At 53.6% G+C, this 20,304-nt stretch carries 14 protein-coding genes; 5 read left to right on the forward strand and 9 right to left on the reverse strand.

The features are described from left to right. Nucleotides 1–18: 18 nt before the first annotated feature. Both ACFVTB_RS25085 and ACFVTB_RS25090 read right to left on the reverse strand, forming a co-directional pair. Entirely contained in the window at nucleotides 19–2,076 is a 2,058-nt protein-coding gene (locus ACFVTB_RS25085) for a cyclic di-GMP-binding domain-containing protein, MshE-related (RefSeq protein WP_387755616.1), read from the reverse strand. Beyond that, nucleotides 2,073–3,473: a sugar phosphate nucleotidyltransferase gene (locus ACFVTB_RS25090; RefSeq protein ID WP_387755618.1), complete on the reverse strand. Its 1,401-nt coding sequence runs from the start codon at nucleotides 3,471–3,473 to the stop codon at nucleotides 2,073–2,075. Before ACFVTB_RS25090 ends, ACFVTB_RS25085 begins: the two co-directional genes overlap by 4 nt. A 515-nt stretch (nucleotides 3,474–3,988) precedes the next feature. Between ACFVTB_RS25090 and ACFVTB_RS25095 the strand changes: the two genes are divergently transcribed. From ACFVTB_RS25095 to ACFVTB_RS25110, 4 genes are all read left to right on the forward strand, one after another. Beyond that, the gene (locus tag ACFVTB_RS25095) at nucleotides 3,989–5,737 is read left to right on the forward strand and encodes an ABC transporter ATP-binding protein (RefSeq protein ID WP_387755620.1); all 1,749 of its coding nucleotides are present in this window, start codon (nucleotides 3,989–3,991) and stop codon (nucleotides 5,735–5,737) included. Beyond that, entirely contained in the window at nucleotides 5,734–7,542 is a 1,809-nt protein-coding gene (locus ACFVTB_RS25100) for an ABC transporter ATP-binding protein (protein WP_387755622.1), read from the forward strand. Before ACFVTB_RS25095 ends, ACFVTB_RS25100 begins: the two co-directional genes overlap by 4 nt. A 256-nt stretch (nucleotides 7,543–7,798) precedes the next feature. Continuing rightward, entirely contained in the window at nucleotides 7,799–8,074 is a 276-nt protein-coding gene (locus tag ACFVTB_RS25105) for a hypothetical protein (RefSeq protein ID WP_387755625.1), read from the forward strand. Nucleotides 8,075–8,365: 291 nt separating this feature from the next. Then, entirely contained in the window at nucleotides 8,366–9,412 is a 1,047-nt protein-coding gene (locus tag ACFVTB_RS25110; RefSeq protein ID WP_387755628.1) for an NAD(P)/FAD-dependent oxidoreductase, read from the forward strand. A 119-nt stretch (nucleotides 9,413–9,531) separates the two neighbouring features. On the opposite strand, the gene ACFVTB_RS25115 is transcribed toward ACFVTB_RS25110, so the two are convergent. The 3 genes from ACFVTB_RS25115 to ACFVTB_RS25125 form a co-directional block, all read right to left on the reverse strand. After that, entirely contained in the window at nucleotides 9,532–11,085 is a 1,554-nt protein-coding gene (locus tag ACFVTB_RS25115; RefSeq protein WP_387755631.1) for a glycosyltransferase, read from the reverse strand. Continuing rightward, entirely contained in the window at nucleotides 11,078–12,187 is a 1,110-nt protein-coding gene (locus ACFVTB_RS25120) for a glycosyltransferase (protein WP_387755634.1), read from the reverse strand. Before ACFVTB_RS25120 ends, ACFVTB_RS25115 begins: the two co-directional genes overlap by 8 nt. 94 nt (nucleotides 12,188–12,281) lie before the next feature. Continuing rightward, nucleotides 12,282–15,668, reverse strand: a complete 3,387-nt coding sequence (locus ACFVTB_RS25125; protein WP_387755636.1) for a BclA C-terminal domain-containing protein — start codon at nucleotides 15,666–15,668, stop codon at nucleotides 12,282–12,284. Between the two features lie 415 nt (nucleotides 15,669–16,083). Between ACFVTB_RS25125 and ACFVTB_RS25130 the strand changes: the two genes are divergently transcribed. Beyond that, nucleotides 16,084–17,352 carry an MFS transporter gene (locus tag ACFVTB_RS25130; protein WP_387755639.1) on the forward strand — a complete coding sequence of 423 codons (1,269 nt, stop codon included), beginning with the start codon at nucleotides 16,084–16,086 and terminating at the stop codon, nucleotides 17,350–17,352. Nucleotides 17,353–17,481: 129 nt separating this feature from the next. Here the strand turns inward: ACFVTB_RS25130 and ACFVTB_RS25135 are convergent, their stop codons facing one another. The 4 genes from ACFVTB_RS25135 to ACFVTB_RS25150 form a co-directional block, all read right to left on the reverse strand. Continuing rightward, nucleotides 17,482–17,970 (reverse strand): DNA-entry nuclease, encoded by a 489-nt coding sequence (locus ACFVTB_RS25135; protein WP_387755642.1) that lies wholly within the window; start codon nucleotides 17,968–17,970, stop codon nucleotides 17,482–17,484. Nucleotides 17,971–18,144: 174 nt separating this feature from the next. Next, nucleotides 18,145–18,858 (reverse strand): DsbA family oxidoreductase, encoded by a 714-nt coding sequence (locus ACFVTB_RS25140; protein WP_387755645.1) that lies wholly within the window; start codon nucleotides 18,856–18,858, stop codon nucleotides 18,145–18,147. A gap of 138 nt (nucleotides 18,859–18,996) precedes the next feature. Continuing rightward, nucleotides 18,997–20,028, reverse strand: a complete 1,032-nt coding sequence (locus tag ACFVTB_RS25145; protein ID WP_387755648.1) for a hypothetical protein — start codon at nucleotides 20,026–20,028, stop codon at nucleotides 18,997–18,999. 120 nt (nucleotides 20,029–20,148) lie between these two features. Next, nucleotides 20,149–20,301 carry a small acid-soluble spore protein P gene (locus tag ACFVTB_RS25150; RefSeq protein WP_387755651.1) on the reverse strand — a complete coding sequence of 51 codons (153 nt, stop codon included), beginning with the start codon at nucleotides 20,299–20,301 and terminating at the stop codon, nucleotides 20,149–20,151. Nucleotides 20,302–20,304 lie beyond the last annotated feature (3 nt).

The raw sequence follows: 20,304 nt of genomic DNA on the forward strand, positions 1-20,304 counted from the left end.
ATCCTCCATTCAATTGCGCTACGAGGCCTGATTCATCGAATCGGATTGATGCGTGTCGGTCGTAGCGTGACCGTGGTTCGTCTTTTCCCAGTAGAACGGCTTCGTTACCAGCTGTACGGCCGCTTTTACCGCCGCGATGCTGAGCAGCACCCAATAAATCGGAGACAGCAGCGTGTACTTAATTAGGGAATAAGAGAACACTTTGCTCCCTTTGTCATGCAGATCCTTCGTCACCCAGTAAACCCCTACCGTCAAGCTGTACATAAAGATGAAGTTACCGACGAACAGCTCAAATGCGGCAAAATAATAGATTGGGCCCGGGAAAAACATCGGAATAAAGCCCGCTTTCGTCAAATACCACAGCAGCAGCATCGTCCAGAAAATCGGATTCAACAGCGGCAGTAGCGGCGTTGCCAGCACCATCGCATGGAAGCCAAAAAATCCTTTGGCTCCTAGGTCGCGCCAGAGCTTAAGCGGATTCCGCATATGGACAAGCCAGGTTTGCATATACCCTTTCGTCCATCTCGACCGCTGGCGAATCCAGTTGCCGGTTTGACTGGTCGCTTCCTCCCATGTGCGAGAGTCGACGATCGCCGTCTTGTAACCCTCTTTATACAATCGAACGCCTAAATCCGCGTCCTCGGTTACGTTGTACGGGTCCCACGCATTGATTTTCTTCAATACGTCCGTCTTGAAGTGATTGGAGGTGCCGCCGAGCGGAATTGGAATATCGAGCTTCATGACGCCCGGAAGCAGCAGCTCGAACCACATGCTGTATTCATGCGTGAACCATCTCGTAAGCAGGTTCTGATTGCTGTTGAAATAGTTGAGCTTCGCTTGAATGCAGCAGCACTCTTCGGGGCTCGATTTGAAAGCCAGAAATACCTTCTTCAGCTGATCGGGATCGGGACGGTCTTCCGCATCATAGATGACAACATACTCTCCCCTTGCCCGGATCAGGCCGTAGTTGCACGCCTTCGGCTTCGTTTTCGGCAAGCTGTGAGGAACGACGAGCACTGTAAAATAAGCCGGCAGCTGCATCGTATCGAGCAGTTGAATCGCTTCCTCATCGTCTTCTTCAAGCAGCAATCGAACGTCAAGCTTCGACTTCGGATAATCGAGATTTTCTATGTTTTTCAATAAATGTGGGATAATATTAGCTTCTTTGTACATAGGCACGAGAATGCTGTAAACCGGCAAATCCCTCTCGTCAATCGCCGCAATCTCTTCCTCCGTGAAGCGGACCTGAGACTCCTTCTTCGCACCGAAGAACAAGATGGCGTACTTGAACACGGTCATAAATAAATAGACGACCTGCACGAATATATTCAGCGTGATGAGCGTCACCAGCCAATTCCAGATCAGCCCGACAACAAGCACGCCTATGGCAACGAAAAACCCGACCCGTTGTCCCATCGTAAACGTAATATGAGCCGAATTCTCCGGCTTCTCGTAGATGAGCTTCTCCGTGCTTTCCAGCATCAGCTCTTCTACATAGACCATTTTCCAAAATTGCTCCATCTCATCACGCGTAGCCATAACCTGTTCGACGGGCTTGCCCAAGTAATCGGCCAATTCAGCAAGCTTCTCCTCGGTCAGCAACGAACTGACAGCGATCAAGTATCGGTTAAAGTCGTCGTTGATGATGACCGCGTTATAGGCCCTGGCCATCGACTCCGGCAGCTTGTTCGCTTGTTCGAACGAGACTTCGCTGCCGATCCTCCCGACACTGTTCTGGGTTGCGATGGCCCGATACAGCTTGTCCGGCTCAATGTAGCGAAGCGACAGTAAAATATCGCCTAGAATCCCTCCGCTTTTGCGTTGAAACGCCAAGGCGTTGTCGAGCTGCTCCTGCGTAATTTGCCCGGTCTCAACCAGCATCTCTCCAAGCCGCCCTTTCTCGGGCGTCGATAAAGTAATCCGATTGATTCGGTCGCGGTCGATGCCGTACATTTTGACGACAATATCCCCCAGTCGACCTCCGTACTTCTGCTGATATTCAATAGCAGTCCGAAGCTGATCGGCAGTCACGATGTTTTGTTCCAATAAGGCATCGCCGAGTCTTACGGGTTTCATTCGTTTGCTCCCCCTTTCTCTGTGCCGTTATGGCTGTCCCTGTTGTTCCAATCGTACGCATACCTGACAATATCTTCGTCGCTGATCGACTCTCCGATCTGCACCTCGATCAAATCAATGCTCTCAACCGCGCGAATGGCATGCTTCGTTCCCGCCCGGATTGCCACCACGTCGCCTGCGGATACCTGCCGAACATCGCCGTTGATAACCACCTGCGCCCGGCCCTTGATAATGGTCCACAGCTCGTCTCTGTGAAAATGCATCTGGTAGCCGATATGCTTGCCCTTCCAAATATGAACCCTCTTCGTCAGCACTTGATGGCCCCGGTCATCCCGCTCGACATCGACAATCCGGTACCAGCCATATAGCGTTTCCTCATACATTGGGCGAACGGAAACGGATTGCACCGCGTCCTTCAGCTTGGCGCTCGCCTGCTTGTCCGCAACAAGAATGCCGTCCGGACTGGCCGCCACAATAACGTTCGGAACTCCCATTACAACAATGGGAATCTGCAATTCGTTGATCACATGCGTATTAGGGCTGTCGTCGCCAAGATAACCATTCCCGTTCATGCGGTTAGGCAGCTTGGCCGTCCATTCATCCCACGTACCGAGATCGTTCCAGCTTCCCCCGTAAGGCATGACAACCGCCTGCTCTTCCTTCTCGGCCACTTCGTAGTCGAAGCTGACCGCAGGCATTCGCTCATATTCCTTTATAAGCTGGTCGTACCCACTCGGCCAGCCGTTCTTCTCTAACCGTTCCAGCATATCGCCAATGCGAAATGCGAAAACACCGCAATTCCACAGCGCCCCTTGCTCGATTAACGCGCCTGCCTTGTCTGCGGAAGGCTTTTCTACGAACTTGGCAATGGAGCGCAGCCCTCTAATCGAAGCGGCTTCGCCCGGCAATATGTAGCCGAATTTTTCCGAGGCGCTTCGCGGCTCAATCCCGAGCAGCCCAATGCGCGCACCCGATCGGTCGAAAGCCTCTCCCAAGCGCATAATCGCTTTGAAATATTCCTCATCCGCATCCACATCGACAGGCATGGCGATCGCTACTTCATTCGGATCGGCATGCATCACCGAGTGCAAGTAGCTGGATGCCAAACCAATCGCCGGATAGGTATCTCGCTTGCACGGCTCGAGTACGAGAGTCGCCTCGTCTCCCAATTGCGCCTGCAAGATTTCTTCCTGACTGCGGCTTGCCGCAATAATCGAAAAGCGGTCCATCTGCAATTCTTTCAGCTGCGCCCACACCCGCTGAACCATGGATGTTGAATTCGAATGGGATTCTATCGAATCGGCACCGCTTGCTTTAATGAATTGTTTGGACCGGTAATCGTTTGACAACGGCCATAGACGTTTGCCCGCCCCTCCGGACAGCAGTATCAATCTCACGTTCCTTCACTCCCCTGCCGGAAATGCATTATTCATAGTTTTCGCATCGATATAATAGGACTTTTGTCATATTGTATTTTTCGTCATGGGAAAACAGAACTATTAACTTTCAATATACGCTATAACTCGGCGCAATTCTATTTGATTTTACAAATTTAAATATAAAAATAGATTTACATTCCAATTTGGCAATTAAAAGTAGACCCACCTTTAAAAAGAAGTATTGACGCGTCTCACAACGCCATGATATAGTCATTCCTATCCAAATTCTTGAAAAAGGAGGTCGCCAAAATGAAACAGCAACAGCAGCAGCAAGCCTATTGGATTATTCCATCCAACTTCAACTGCATAGCTTTTTCTTTTTTGGCTGACCCTGCACGGCGTATGCGCGCATAGCAATGCACGCATATCCAACTCCAGGCGGTTGCGCCTGGAGTTTTTTTGTTTTCTCTCCAGGCTTCTTCCTCCAGCGCAGGGTCCGCCCTCATCCGCTTTCCTTACGAAAGGAGCTCCTTATGCCGCAAAAATCGTCATCTTTATCCTCTGCCTGGCTGCTTCAGTACCTCCGTCCCGCCAAATGGCGCCTATTGGTGCTGCTGCTATTATTACTGACGATGACGGGACTACAATTGGTGCAGCCGCAAATCGTACAGCGCTTTATTGATCAAGCCGTCGGAACGGGAACCGTATCCGGCCTCATTACGCTCGCCGGTCTGTACCTGGTTGTCGCCGTGATCACCCAGCTCTTAACCGTCACGGTCGACTATCTGGGCAATGACGTCGCCTGGCGTACGACGAACCGGGTTCGATATGTGCTGCTGAAGCATATCCTTCGTCTGGACATGCGCTTCCACAACGTGAAGACACCAGGTGAAATGATCGAGCGCATTGATGGGGATGTCACCCACATGTCCAGCTTTTTCGCCATGTTTATTGTGAAAATCATCAGCAGCTTCGTCCTGTTGGCCGGTATTCTCGGCTATATGTTCACGATCAATTGGCCGGTCGCCTCCGTTATGGCGGCCTTCACCTTGCTCTCGCTCGGACTGATGTTTTTCATCCGCAATATGGGTGTTGACGCTTCCCAGAAGGAACGCGAGGCCTACGCCTCCCTTTTCGGACTGATCGAGGAGCGGATCGCCGGTGTCGAAGACGTGCAAGCGAACGGCGGCGTTCCACGCCTCATGAACCGTTATCATCAAGCGATGCAAGCGGTATTCCGGCGAGGGCGAAAAGCCTGGCTACTGCGGGTCGTTCCTTGGAATGCGACGGTTGTTTTGTTTACAATGGTTGTCACCGCCGTGATGCTTATGGGTATTCGCCTTCACCTCGATGGTGCGATCTCGCTTGGCACGCTGTTTCTGTTCTTTCAGTACACGCAAATGCTGAACGATCCGATCGAACAGCTCGGGGACCAAATGCAAGAGTTTCAGAAAGCGAAGTCCGGCATGCGCCGCTCCAAAGAGCTGCTCGCCATGCAGAGCGAAATCGCCGACGGTACGGAAGACTCGCTGCCGGCGGGACCGCTCGGCCTGTCGTTCGATAAGGTCGAATTCGGCTACAACCGCGAGCAACCTATCCTGCACCAAATTAGTTTCGAGCTTCAGCCTGGCGAGAAGCTCGGCATAATCGGACGTACAGGCAGCGGCAAATCGAGCATCAGCCGGCTGATTTTGCGGCTGTACAATGCAGACAGCGGCAGCATTCGAATCGGTGGCAAAGAACTCCGCTCGCTGCGACTGGAGACGCTGTACAATCGAGTCGGCATGGTAACGCAGGACGTGCAGCTGTTCGACGGCACACTGCGCGACAACCTGACACTGTTCAATCCTCAAGTGCCGGATGAGCAAATTATTGATACGATCGAGCGGCTTGAATTGCGGCAATGGTTCGACACGATGCCCGAAGGGCTGGAGACTCGCATTATGACAGGCGGGTCGTCACTCTCTGCGGGTGAGGCGCAATTGTTTGCGCTGACGCGGGTATTTCTAACGTCGCCAAGCCTTGTCATTCTTGACGAACCGTCCTCCCGGCTGGACGTCGCAACGGAAACGCTGCTGCAGCCCGCTCTGAACCGGCTGATGAGCGGGTGTACTTCCATTGTGATTGCCCATCGTTTATCGACGCTCGACCATGTCGATAAAATCATGGTGCTTCAGCGCGGGCAGATCGTTGAATTCGGTGCACGCGAGGAACTGGCGCGCGATCCAAACTCGCATTACGCGCAGCTGCTCCGAACGAATTGGAAGGAGGAAGGAGCATGACGGTCAACAATTTTATGATTCGCTTGTTCAGCTTTCGACCTGTCCTCTATTTGCTGAACGGCTTTTTGTGGGCAATCTTCCACTCCATGCCGGTGGGCATCGGCCTCGGCATGAAATGGTTTTTCGACCGGGCGTCCACAGATCGCTTCGACTTTATGTGGCTGGCCGTGCCGCTCATCGTGGTGGCGTTAATCCGTTTGTTGCGCACGGGCCTATTCTTTGCCGGCTTCTACCAGTGGGTCACTTATCTTTTTCATTTGCATGCGATGCTGCGCCGCAACATGCTGGCGGGCATTATGCGTTGGCCCGGTCGCAACCTCCCGGCCTCTCCAGGCGAGGCGATGACCCGCTTCCGGGAGGATGTCGATGAGGTCATCGAATATGTGGACTCTTGGGTCGATTTCTGGGGAAGACTCATCTACGCAACCGTTTGTATTGTCATTATGGCGAACATCAACGGTCTCATCACAGCGGTAGCCATTCTTCCGTTGCTGCTGGTCACCCTGTTCAATAACCTGTCGGGCAATCGGGCAAGACGGTATACGCAATTGAACCGCGAGGCGACGGGGCGGATTACGGGCTTTATTGCCGAAACGTTCGGGGCTGTCCAAGCGGTCAAACTCGGCAAAGCGGAGGAACATGTACTGAACCGCTTCTCCGCGTTGAACGAAAGTCGTCGGCATGCAGCGTTGCGCGACAATCTGTTCAAGCAATGGATGCAATCGCTGAATCATCATGTGCTCAGTATTTCAACGGGAATCATTCTGCTCATGTGCGCGGCCGAGATGAAGGCTGGACGATTTACGGTCGGGGATATCGCGCTTTTCACGTCTTATTTGACCACCTTCTCGTTCAGCATCTCTCTATTCGGCTACATGGTCTTCCAGCATAAAAAACTGCGTATCGCCATCGGCCGGATGCAGTCGCTGTTCCGGCCGGGCGAGGGAGAGCGAATTGTCGAGCATAGCGACATTCATCTGTATAAACAACCTCCCGAAGCGGATGCACCAAACCCGCTTCAAGAGAAGGAGCGGCTGCGACAGCTCGACGTGAGCGGACTCGGCTATACGTACCCCGACTCCGACAACGGCATTCATGACGTAAGCTTTAACTTGGAGCGCGGCAAATTTCTGGTCGTTACCGGCCGAATCGGATCGGGAAAAACAACGCTGCTGCGTACGCTGCAAGGACTATTGCCGAAATCGGAAGGGGCTATTCGCTGGAATGGCCAGGAAGTGCCGGAACCCGGCGCCTTCTTCAAGCCTCCTTATAGCGCCTACACGCCTCAAGTGCCGCGGCTGTTCAGCGACACGCTGGCCGAGAACATTACGCAAGGCGCCAAGCTGTCTCCCGAAGCGCTTGAGCGAGCCATTCGGCTTGCGGTGATGGAGCAGGATTTGCAGACGTTGGATAAAGGACTGGAGACAACAGTCGGGCCGCGCGGCGTTATGCTCTCCGGCGGACAAATTCAGCGCGCCGCCACCGCACGCATGCTCATTACGGAGCCCGAGCTGCTGCTCTTCGACGACTTGTCGAGCGCGCTCGATGTGGAGACGGAGCAGCTCCTCTGGGAGCGGCTGTTCCAAGAGGACGGCGTGACCTGCATTGCTGTTTCGCATCGCAGGGCGGCGCTCGCCCGCGCCGATCATATTATTGTTATGAAGGATGGCCGCATGGAAGCGGAAGGAACTCTTGAACAGTTGCTTCAATCCAGCGAAGAAATGCGCTTGCTATGGCATGGTGAGGAGACCCCATCTGTTGAAACGGCAGAGGAGGAAGAGTCGGCAAAGCAGCCTATTTCCTAGCGAAATCACGAGATTTGACCGCTGAAGTGTAAGGGAGCACCGTGTGCTGCGATGGCGCCGGAAGGCGCGCGGTGCGGAAAGAAAAAAGCGTCTGAGTATGTGCGGCAAGTCGGTGAATCAATTCCGGCGCTGTGCCGCGAAGGCGCTTTTTTTTCGTCCTCGCAGTTCTCGCAGGCTTATCTCTTCCCGCATTCGGTACGCTATGGTATAGTTTTTTTGAAGTAATTGGGATATTTGTATACTGAAGGAGAACGTCATGAAAAATACGAATATGATTCTCGCAGGTCTTATTGTCTTAGTCATTATTTTCATTTATCAAACGCTTGATCTCAAGCAACAGTTGCGCAACGTGAACGTTTCACAGCCTTCTGTCTCGGTTCCAACTGCATTCAGTATTTACGACCAGTTTGCGACAAGCGCCAATCCCGATGGCTACTGGTTGTATAGAGCCGATGAACAAATCGTTTATTTCTTCTCCTTTGATTCAGAAACAAAAGAAATTATAAAGTATAAGAAGAGCATCTATGACTAAAGCAGCCGTCTTAGCCGCCGTAAGCAACCTCGTTTCAGTTGCTTACGGTTTTTTTATGCCTATAGGTCAACACATTGAATTGTGAACTACCACTATCCTCCATACAGCGAAACACCGCATGCCGGGAACCACGCGCTACATTTTCGTCGAACGGTTGCTGTTTGATTGTTGACGATGATAATCGTTATCATTATAATGGGAGATGCAGTTTATAATTTCCACTTAGCGATAAATGAATTTCTGAAATCGAATGATGCCTTTTAAATATAGAGCAGAAAGAAGGATCGGAGCATGAACGAGAAGCTGGAGCTTTATGACGTCACGATTATCGGCGGCGGGCCTGCCGGATTGTATACCGCCTTTTACAGCGGTATGCGGGATTTGAAAACAAAGCTGATCGAGGCGCGCGAAGAGTTGGGCGGGCGCATCCTCATCTATCCGGAAAAGATGATTTGGGACGTCGGCGGTTTGACCCCGACATTGGGCCGCAAGCTGATTGAACAGCTGATTCAGCAGGCGAAAACGTTTGATCCGACCATCGTACTCGGACAGCATATTACGACATTCGACCGTCAGCCCGACGGCACCATCATTCTGACTTCAGCGACCGGCGAGCGCCATTGGACGAAAACGGTCATTCTCGCCATCGGCTACGGCATATTGGAGATGGCAAAGCTGGAGATCGAAGGCGCTGATCGGTTCGAGGTATCCAATCTGCACTATACGGTGCAGGAGCTGGAAGTTTTCCGCGGCAAACGGGTTCTCATATCCGGCGGCGGCGACTCCGCAGTCGATTGGGCCAACGCGCTTGAGCCGATTGCCGCTAGCCTGACTGTCGTTCACCGCCGTGATCAATTTGGCGGGCATGAGCGCAACGTGGCGCAAATGAAAGCTTCTTCAGCTCGTGTTCTGACGCCGTATAAAGTGGAATCGCTGCACAGCGCCAACGGAACGGAAATCGATCACGTATCGATTAGCCATGTTGACACGGGCGAGCAGCAGCAGCTTGAGGTAGATGCGGTTATTGTTAACCATGGCTTGCGCTATAATTTTGGACCGATCAAGCAATGGGGGCTCGATATGGGCGATTGGGTCGTCAATGTCAGCAGCAAGCTGGAGACGAATATTCCAGGTGTGTTCGCGGCAGGCGATTTTGTGGATCACGGCAGCAAAGTGCGGCTGATCGCCGGCACATTCACCGACGCCGTCAATGCACTGAACAGCGCCAAGGTGTATATCGAACCCGAGGCAGATAAGGTCGCTTACGTTTCCTCTCATAATTCGAAGTTTAAAGAGAAGAACAAGGCACTCGGCGTTGTAGAAGACGACAGCCATTAGGAGCAATTCATTTATGAAAAAACCGCTTTGCCGGTGAACTGCACCTCCATTGTTAGAATGTCTCTAACAAATGGGATACCGTTCATGGCTGAAGCGGTTTTTTTTACATGCACGAAGCTCTACTCTTCCACCCACTCCAACAGATGCGGATTTTGATCCAAAATCGATCCGTATTGCTCAGCCCAGCCAAATTGCGCGTCGGGATCTAGCCGCCGATAACGTTCCCATTTCTCCTGCCGATCGGCAGAGTCTGCCCAGCCGAGATGCTTCAAACGTAAATTGGACAGCCGATGGGGAAGCTCGTAAATATTTTGTGGAAAACGTCCGCAATGCTGGGCCGTCTCCCTCCAGGTGTACGCAAACCCTGGTTGATACTTCAGTAAGAACGGACGGTACGATTCATGCGCCCGCCAATACGAATCCTCCCGATAAGCGGTGCGGCTCCAGAAATCGTACAGCCGGAAGCAATATACGTTCACATCGGGTTGCGATAGCAACCCGTCCAGCTCTTTTTCAAATCGGTCTTCAAACCATTCGTCAGCGTCGAGATTCAAGATCCACTCCGGCCGAACCATAAGCGTTTCCTCCCATTGCTGCTTGCGCAGCGCAACTTCGTTGCTGAAGCGCGGCGTCTCGTTGCGGACAAGCTTAAGCGGAATACCTTGCAATGTCTCTGCGATCAGCTCAACCGTATGGTCGGTGCTGCCGTCGTCGATAATGACCGCGTCGTCAATATAGCGTCGATGCCGCTGCAGCGCTTCGCGTAAATATCGTCCCGCCTCGTTGCGAACGATCATCGATAGCGTCAATCTTGGCCTGACGGAAACAGAGGGGTGCGTGTCGGGGCCGAACGTGCTTACAACGACCTGACCGCTATTTTGTCCCATGAACAGACGCGCCCCTGGCAAGTCCTCATCCCTGTAAATATGATACGCGGGAAAATGAGTGTCGACATGTAAGGGAAAACCTAGCGCGGCGGCGCGGATGCAGAAATGACGGTCTTCGCCCCAGAAGCCTACATTCGGTATTTCACCGAAATGAACGCCTCCCGTAAGCGCCGTCTTGTCCATCAGCGTACAAGCGCCAAGTCCGCCAACCTCATAGAGGCCCGGAATTCGTAGTTGTGCAAAAAAACGCTCCATACGCTCTCCGACTTGCTCGGTCGTCAGTTGCTCTCCCCTTCCCTGTTCCCACTGATCGTATTCGTTGCGAAGCCACACTTGCGGCTGAGGACGAGCATGCGGCTGCCACTTGGTCCAGAAAACTTCCGAGACAATCGGCTTATCTGCCTTCATTAGTTGAATGAGTGTACGCTCATCCAGCAGTAGATCGGAGTCGACCAGAAACAAGGAATCGAATTGTTCTTGCAGGGCGAAGGCGATAATTTCATTTTTGAAGGCCGCTACTTTCCAAATCAGCTGCTCGTTCCAGTGGTGGGTATGGTCGGAGCGGATATAGTCGTCCTCTTTCGAGGATTTGCGAAGGTGGACGCGGGGGGTCAATTCTTGAAACCGTTCCAGCAGCTCACTGCTCATTCTCTCACGATTATCGTCGATGAAAAAAAAACTCACCTCCATGACATCCTGCCGGAGGCGGGAAAGCGAGGCGAGAAACAAACGAAGAATATCGCTTCGCTGATGCACCGGACTTCCAATCAGGATGCGCTTAGCCAAGGACAGTCTCTCCCTTCGCGATCACATCCAACCTGCCCTGCAAATACTGACGGTTGGAAATGATTCTCGGGTCGCCGGGGCGGTATTGCGCGGCTCGCTCGTTTTCGCGATAAGCCTCGTCATACCTTCCCATCCGATCATAGCAAACACACAACTGCAAATGAGGAAGCCATGTCGTGCACGCCATGCTGGACAGACTCCAATCGGCCGCAGCCCGGTCCGACTCCGCCAGCTCCGCCGCTTGTCGATACCAGTAAGACGCTTGCGAATAGGCCTGCTGCTCCAAAAAGTAAAATCCGATGCGGCAGCAAAATTCAGGACGGGGGCTATCGTACTCAAAGGAACGGAACAGTGATTCCAAATGCCGTTGCGGCTCGTCAAGACCGGAATAACAGTCAGCCAGCCGGCCGCAGGCGGCGATATTGTCTTCGATCCATCCTTTTTTCGTTGTAAGGAACTGTTCATAATAGCGGATAGCTGCTTCGTATCGGCCATGATCTTTTAACTCATTGGCATAGTAGAACAAATCTCGAGTGGAGAAGCGTTCGCCTTGAGCCAGCCTTTTGTCGTAAATGGCGAGATTGCGGCCGCTGTGGCCTTCTGAGGGATGATGAGTGACGGCAATATCGCTGTACATCATGTTCCCGAACACTTCCAGATATTCATGCACCGCTCCGATCCAGCGGTAGTGGCGATCGCGTCTCACAAGGCGGTTGCGCCGAAGCTTGGAGCTCGGTTTGCCGTACTCGTCGAAAGATAAATAGTAATTCATCGATACCGAATCAACGGAAGAGGACAGGGTTTTCTTTAAGGCAAGCAGAGCCCTATAATCAATGTCGCTGAACGTGTCATCGGCGTCGAGCCATAAAATGTACTCCATATTCGCTTTTGAGAAAGCGTAGTTGCGGGCGGCGGCGAAGTCGTCGATCCATTCGAAATGCTCGATGCAATCGGTATACGTCCTTGCGATCTCAAGTGTGCGATCGGTCGACCCTGTATCGACGATAACAATCTCGTCGACCGCGCCCGCAACCGAATCGAGACAGTGGGACAGGTTGCTCTCTTCATTTTTCACAATCATACATAGGCTTATCGTCGGCATACAGCTCACTCCCGGACAGAAATAAGGTATTGCTGCATTGTATTCCTGTGCATCTGTCCGTGTTCAAAGTGCAGCAGGCGATAAAGCTGAAAGGTCAGTTAATGCGTATAATCGAGACGGCTGCGCCCGCTCCGTTGTTAATTAATGTGGCAAGGCCTAATAGACCGAATAGCTGCAGTTGAACGGTCGTTCCGGCTGCAACTGTCAGAATGACGTCGGCGTTGAAGCTGGAAATGGAGAGTACGGGTGTTATGGTCGAAGCCACATTGTTGGCTCCGTTGATCAGAAAACGCGAACCAAGCAGCAGTGATGCGGTCGTATTGACTTGATAAGTCAGGTAGTAAGTGCCTGCCGAAGTGAGCGTAAAGGTATCATTACCACCGTTGATCGTAATGCCAGGGCCGATATTTTGCGCGCTTGGCAGAGATATTAAGGTGCCTGCGATGATGACGGCAATAACGGCTCCAGTCGTATTCCCCGCATACGCATAAGTGCTTGTCGTTGATACTCCTGTCGCACCTGTGCCTCCTGTTGCTCCCGTTGCTCCGGTTGCTCCGGTTGCGCCGGTTGGGCCAGTGCCACCCGTTGCTCCTGTTCCGCCGGTTGCACCCGTGCCTCCTGTCGCTCCTGTTGTTCCTGTTGTTCCTGTTGTTCCTGTTGTTCCTGTTGCTCCTGTTGTTCCTGTTGTTCCTGTTGCTCCTGTGGCTCCCGTTCCACCCGTTGCGCCGGTTGCTCCCGTTCCACCCGTTGCGCCGGTTGCTCCCGTTCCACCTGTGCCACCCGTTGCTCCTGTGCCACCTGTCGCTCCCGTTCCACCCGTTGCGCCGGTTGCTCCCGTTCCACCTGTGCCACCCGTTGCTCCTGTGCCACCTGTCGCTCCCGTTGCACCTGTTCCGCCTGTCGCACCAGTGGCACCTGTCGCTCCCATTGCACCTGTTCCGCCTGTCGCACCAGTGGCACCTGTCGCTCCCGTTTCGCCTGTTACTCCTATGCCACCAGTCGCTCCTGTTCCGCCGGTTGCTCCAGTTCCGCCGGTTGCGCCTGTGCCACCTGTCGCTCCTGTGCCACCCGTTGCTCCTGTTCCGCCGGTTGCTCCAGTTCCGCCGGTTGCACCTGTGCCACCCGTTGCGCCGGTTGCTCCCGTTACTCCTGTGCCACCCGTCGCTCCTGTGCCGCCGGTCGCTCCCGTTCCGCCTGTTGCGCCCGTGCCGCCAGTTTCTCCTGTTCCACCTGTGGCTCCCGTTCCACCCGTTGCTCCTGTTCCACCCGTCGCTCCTGTTCCGCCGGTTGCTCCTGTTCCACCCGTTGCGCCTGTTGCACCCGTCGCTCCTGTGCCACCCGTCGCTCCTGTTCCGCCGGTCGCTCCCGTTCCGCCAGTCGTCCCTGTTCCACCCGTCGCTCCCGTTCCGCCTGTTGCGCCCGTGCCGCCAGTTTCTCCTGTTCCACCTGTTCCACCTGTTCCGCCTGTTGCTCCTGTTCCACCCGTTGCGCCTGTTGCACCCGTCGCTCCTGTGCCGCCCGTTGCACCTGTTGCTCCTGTTGCTCCTGTCGCTCCCGTTCCACCTGTTGCACCTGTTGCACCTGTTGCTCCCGTTGCACCTGTTGCACCTGTTCCACCTGTTACTCCTGTTCCACCTGTTCCACCTGTCGCACCAGTGACACCTGTCGCTCCCGTTTCGCCTGTTGCGCCCGTTACACCTGTTGCTCCCGTTCCGCCTGTTGCTCCGGTTGTACCTGTTGCTCCTGTGCCTCCTGTTTCACCTGTCGCACCTGTTCCGCCAGTTGCTCCTGTTACTCCTGTTGCTCCGGTTGTACCTGTTGCTCCTGTGCCTCCTGTTTCACCTGTCGCACCTGTTCCGCCAGTTGCTCCTGTTACTCCTGTTGCTCCTGTTACACCGGTTGCTCCTGTTCCGCCGGTTGCTCCTGTTCCACCGATTGCTCCTGTTCCGCCGGTTGCTCCTGTTCCACCGGTTGCTCCTGTTGCACCTGTTCCACCCGTTGCTCCTGTTCCACCCGTTGCTCCTGTTCCGCCAGTCGCTCCTGTTCCACCCGTCGCACCCGTCACACCCGTTCCACCGGTTGCTCCCGTCGCTCCCGTTGCTCCTGTTCCACCAGTTGCTCCTGTGCCTCCTGTGCCTCCTGTTTCACCTGTCGCACCTGTTCCACCCGTTGCTCCTGTTGCTCCTGTTGCTCCTGTTGCTCCTGTTCCACCTGTCGCACCTGTTCCGCCGGTTGCTCCTGTTCCACCCGTTGCTCCTGTTGCTCCTGTTCCACCGGTCGCTCCTGTTCCACCCGTTGCTCCCGTTCCGCCGGTTGCACCTGTTCCACCCGTCGCACCTGTTCCGCCAATCGCTCCTGTTCCACCAGTTCCACCCGTCGCTCCCGTACCGCCGGTTGCGCCTGTACCACCTGTGGCGCCTGTTGCGCCCGTTACGCCTGTTGCTCCTGTGCCTCCTGTTTCACCTGTTGCTCCTGTTCCGCCGGTTGCTCCTGTTCCACCCGTTGCTCCTGTTCCGCCGGTTGCTCCTGTTGCGCCGGTTGCTCCCGTTCCGCCAGTTGCTCCTGTTCCACCGGTTGCTCCTGTTCCGCCGGTTGCTCCCGTTCCGCCAGTCGCTCCTGTTCCACCCGTCACACCCGTTCCGCCGGTTGCTCCTGTCCCACCCGTTGCTCCTGTTGCTCCCGTTGCTCCTGTTGCTCCTGTTCCACCCGTCGCTCCCGTTTCGCCGGTCGCCCCCGTTCCGCCAGTCGCCCCGGTTGCTCCTGTCGCACCCGTTCCGCCCGTTTCGCCTGTGCCACCTGTGGCTCCTGTCGCACCCGTGCCGCCCGTTACGCCTGTTGCTCCTGTTGCACCCGTTCCACCCGTAAAACCCGTTACACCAGTGGTCCCTGCACCCGTTGTACCTGTGGCTCCTGTTCCACCTGTCGCTCCTGTCGACCCCGTAGCTCCGGTCGACCCCGTTTCACCCGTATCTCCCGCACCCGGGCCTGTCGGACCCGTCGGCCCCGTTGCCCCCATAGCCCCGGCGCCGGTAGCACCCGTCGGGCCAGTTGGCCCTGCCGCTCCGGAAAATCCCGTATTGCCAGTTGGCCCAATCGGTCCAGCTATACCAGGCGTACCCGCCGGACCGGCTGCTCCTGTCGCGCCTGGCGCCCCAATCGCTCCGTTTGCGCCAGCAGGACCGGGGTATCCCATGGGTCCGCGCGGCCCAACCGCTCCCGGGTCGCCGGCCGCCCCTGTCGGTCCAGTCGGCCCAGTCGGTCCCGTAACGCCCCTTGGTCTTCTATGTTTCTTTTTCTTCCTTTTTCCGTGATGACATACCGGAGTGCAGCACTCTTGTTGTTCCTTCGCCAACCGGACCAACGCTTCGCTAAGAACAATCCTTGCTCCCGCTTCCTGTTGGAAAGCTTGGCTCGTCCTCCTCATGCGCGCCAAACGTTTGGCCTTCCGCAAGCGTTTAATGGCCGTTTGCAGCCTCCGCATATGTTGCCTCCGCCGGCTGTTCATCGTATCTCACCTCTTTTCTATCCGTCTCTCCCTTTCGTCGTTGAGTGTCTATTTTTTAAGAGCCGACAAAACACTTCTGACCGCTCTCTTTGCTCTGCCATACCGACGCAGTCGAATCCATTTCTTAGCCCGTTTAAGCCGGCGAATAGCGGTCGACAATCGTCTAATCCGTTTTCTTCCTTCCAAAAGGCACATTCCTTTCCTTACATCCATTTTCAGCCTACTCCTATACAAACTATGGCATCGGCCCGCCCGCCACCACGGCATGCGCCTAGTCTTGATAAAATAAAGAACGCTCAGCGGCCACTGGTATGATTTCCTTGATTCATGTTAAGCTACAATCATACTGACAAACCGAGGAAATCGTCCCTCTATAACAACAGGAGATTATATGCACAAACGATCGCTTTACAATTTATTGGCTACGCAAACGATGGCTAACGCAGCCGATATCCTCTACACAATGGCTTTGACCTTACTTGTTCTCCAAAATACATCATCCGTGCTGGCCGCCGCCTTTGTGCCATTTATCCGGTCGGGCTCGCAAATTATTAGCAGTCTTCTGGCACCGTTGCTCATCGCCAGATTTCAATTGCCGTTTCTGCTGTTCATTTCGCAAACCGGGCAATTCTTGCTGTTCGCCGCTCTCGCTGCCTATCTTTTCTTCGCGGGGGACCATGCGCAGCTCAGTTTCATCATCCTGCTCGTATTCGCCATGTCCTTTCTTGACGGCTGGACGACACCGTCCCGCAATGCGCTCATTCCTAGACTAGTGAATCCAGATGGTCTGCTGAAAGCGAACAGTATGTTTACCATCAGCGACCGCGTCGTACAGTTTGCCGGCTGGGGCTTGAGCGGCGTCTTGCTGGCGCTGGTCGGGACGAACGTAACACTGCTCATTACGGCTCTGCTTTACGCCGCGGCTTTTATTCTAACGGCAGCCATCTACGATCCATTGGAGAAAAAGGGCAACTTCCTGCTGCATCCTCGAACCGTAAACGGGTCCGGAGGCGGGGACAGTACAAGCGGTTCCGCGCTCTCTGTCATGAAAGAAGGTTTTCAGACGATTCGAAAGTCGCCTCGCCTTCGTACCCTCACCTTTATGGATATTATCGATATGCTGGGCGTGTCGGTATGGTACGGCGCTTTTACGCTCGTATTCGTTCAAACCGTGCTCAAGCGCGGCGAAGAATGGTGGGGTTTTATTAATGCTTCCTATTTCGGAGGGAGTTTGCTCGGCGGCATGGTGATTCTTGCGTTGGCAACGAGACTGCAGCGGAGATCCTTTGTTTATATGTTGTCCGGGATGACCGTTTATGCGCTCATCACAGTCGCATACGCTTTAACAAGCTGGCCGCCTGCAGCGCTTATCTTGATTGCCTTAACCGGTCCAGCCGCTGAGCTGGCCGCGATTACGAGACAAACGCTGGTTCAGCAAAGCGCCACACCGGAACAGCTTCCAAACGTGCTCTCGGCTCAAAACTCATTTCTTCATGCCGCCTCCATGGCATCGCTGCTTATTCTCGGCTGGGCGGCCGATCACTTCGGCATTGTCAGCACTTACATGACTGCGGTTGTACTAACGCTGATCGCCGTCCTCGTCGGCATCGCTTCCCGCCATCATTTCCGTTCCCACAAGGAACAACAAAACAGCCAGTAACGTCGACGTCTGATTGGATGCAAGAAAACGCATATAAAACGCAAAAGAAACCCGCCGTCATGAAAATGACACGGGTTTCTCTGTACTCTAAAGTCGGTAGCCTCTACCGGCTTCTTCTTATTCCTCTATTCATCGAACGATAAATTCCACTCTTGACCCATCAGCAAAATTCTCCAATTGATTGCCGACCCAAGCGCCGGCGCCGCGGTTGTCCGATGGCGATATGTACTCGATATCGGCGCCTTCTCCTCCTTCAATGCACATGGCCATCGGCCACTCGTCGCGATCGTAGCCTTTCTTGGTCGGCACATCTTTCAGCGATTGCTTGCGATTGTCTTCGGCCCCTGACCGGTCGATCGTGCAGATCGGCGACTCTCCCGCGGCGATCGCATCCTCGATATGTTTAGCCGTCTCTGGAAACCGCTCCGACGGAAAATACAATTTATGTTCTGCCGGTCCCTGGCTGGCCGCAGGCAAGCTTTTCGGAGGATTCCCGAACCCTTCCTGATGCTCTAACTCCGGAAGGACAAAAAAGATAAAAAATAATAGAATAGCTGCTGTCAGCAACAACTGTGGAAAGGTTAACTTTTTCTTTTTCTTCGTACGGCGGCGACTCATCTGCGCTCCTCCTCTGATGTTCGTCGCCTCCCATTATAACCGACTTCCCGCACTGACAATAGGATAATTAAGGAAATACAATCGAACTCTCGTTTAAGCAAGAAAAAGCCTCCGGTCTGCAATATCCCGAGACAGACGGAATGTGCAGGCCGGCGGCTTTTTAATCGATGCTAATTAGTTATTCGTTTTTGGAGCGCATACGCCGTCGGTACAAGCAGCTTCGTCGCTATCGTCACCGATAACGGTGAACGGCTTGCTCTCGGCATACGCCTTTTCCAGCGCTTGCAGGAACACTTCGCTCGGCTGAGCGCCCGATACCGCATACTTGCGGTCAAGCACGAAGAACGGCACGCCGCGCACGCCGAGTTGGCTCGCTTCCTGCTCGTCAGCCCGAACCTCGCTAGTGAAATCGGCACCATTCAGTGCCGCCAGCGCTTCTGCGCGGTCGAGACCGATCTCGGCCGCCATGTCGGCCAGCGCTTCACGATCACCAAGATGCTTGCCGTCGGTAAAATAGCCTTTGAACAAACGCTCGGCCATCTCCTCGCGCTTGCCGGTTTGAGCAGCAAAATGCGTTAACCGATGGGCGTCGAACATATTCGTCAGAACCGATTTGTCCATATGGTAATCGAGACCAAGCTGACGTGCTTGCTCCGTCAAATTATGATTATTGGCCTGTGCCTGTTCAACGGTCATGCCGTATTTATTCGCCAGCATTTCGTTGATACTATAGTTAACGTCGCGCGGCGCGTTCGGATCAAGCTCAAAGCTGCGGAATTCCACCTCGATATCGTCGCGATGAGCGAATTGCTCTAGCGCTCCTTCCAGTCTGCGTTTGCCTATATAGCAGAACGGACATGCAAAATCGGACCATACTTCGACTTTCATGCTGCACCATCCTTTTTCTAAATGTTATTATTTAATGTAACATACTTTACTTTTGAAAGCTATATGGCTTTTCAGGCAAATCGGCTTTTTGAAAAGAAGCCCTCCACGAGGGAGGGCTTTTGCTTGCATTACAATCTTCTATTGTATAGCAGGGAGATTCAAGAGCTTCGTCAGCTCTTCGAGCTTAACAGCGTCCTTCGGAATTTCATTCTTGAAAGCAGCCGGCTCGTTCACGCCCGAATATTTGACGTCGAAATGAAAGGCCAGCGTCGACGTTTGATTGGTTAGCGCATTGGTAAAGGCAATATCAACTTTTCCGGATTGATAAGACAGATAGTCGCCTTTGATCGCGCCTATGACCGAAAGCTCATTGATTTTCAAATTGTCGGTTATGTCCGATTTTTTCGATTCCAAATCGGCTTTCAGCTTCTGAATGTCTTCCTTCTTCAGCTGCGCCGTCTGCAAGTAAGCGTCGTTGGAGGCCAGCAAATCGAGCAGCTCAGGCAGCACTTTATTTAGCATAATGTCTGTCGATTTGGCAGCATTGCGCTCGTCGATTTTGAATCGAACGATTTGACTCGCCTGAATGCCATCCGGCAACCCCACATCATCCGCTTTCATAGTACGGAAAAACGTTTTCTCGTCAAAATGCTTCATCAGTATGGCGCTTACCTTCTGCGTCAATTCCATTTGGGCTTCAAGATCGAGCGCTTCGGCCGATGTCTGCTGGGCAGCGATCGCCTCCACATCGACTTCAATATAATGCCCGATGATGGACTCTGGCAATTGAAGCAGCGGGATAGCCGGTATTTTCACATACAGCTTCTGGCCGTCCATAATAAGAGGCAAATTCAACGTTAGATCGCCAGCCTTGACGCCTAATTCCATATCGACACGGAGCGGTTCTTTCTGATAAACGGTATCGGCCGTAAAAATGGCTCCTTGAAGAAGACCAGTTACGATAGCAGCGGCAGGATCAGAGTTTTTCGCTTGCGGATTTGCCAATTGATCTATTCCGAAAGTGATCTGAGCTGCGTAGGAATTAGCTTCTCCGGTTTTTTGCATCGCATTCAGCAATGCGTCTTTCGGCGCTTTACCGGAGCTGCAGCCTGCTATTATTAGAAAAGCGGCGATCATCAGCAGCATGGCCGCTCGTGGCATTTTATTCATTTGATTTCGTTCCTCCCTATTAAATAAACAATACTTTCATTTTATAACAATTTAATAGGGATTAGAAGGCGAAATCGGAAAATCCCGTTCCGGCCGAAAGCTGGAACGGGATAGAAAAGGCTATCCTTGCGGGTTATGATGATCGACGTGATTGGCCTGCTTGGTCTTCTTGGACCCCGATAGCGGCTGCTGCGGCTGTCTGTGCTGCTTGCCTTGTCCGCCTCCGCCGTTCCCTTCAGCCTCAGGAACAGGTACGCTTTTCGATTTACCCATAGT

Source organism: Paenibacillus sp. NPDC058071 (assembly GCF_042885235.1).
Classification (GTDB): Bacteria; Bacillota; Bacilli; order Paenibacillales; family Paenibacillaceae; genus Pristimantibacillus.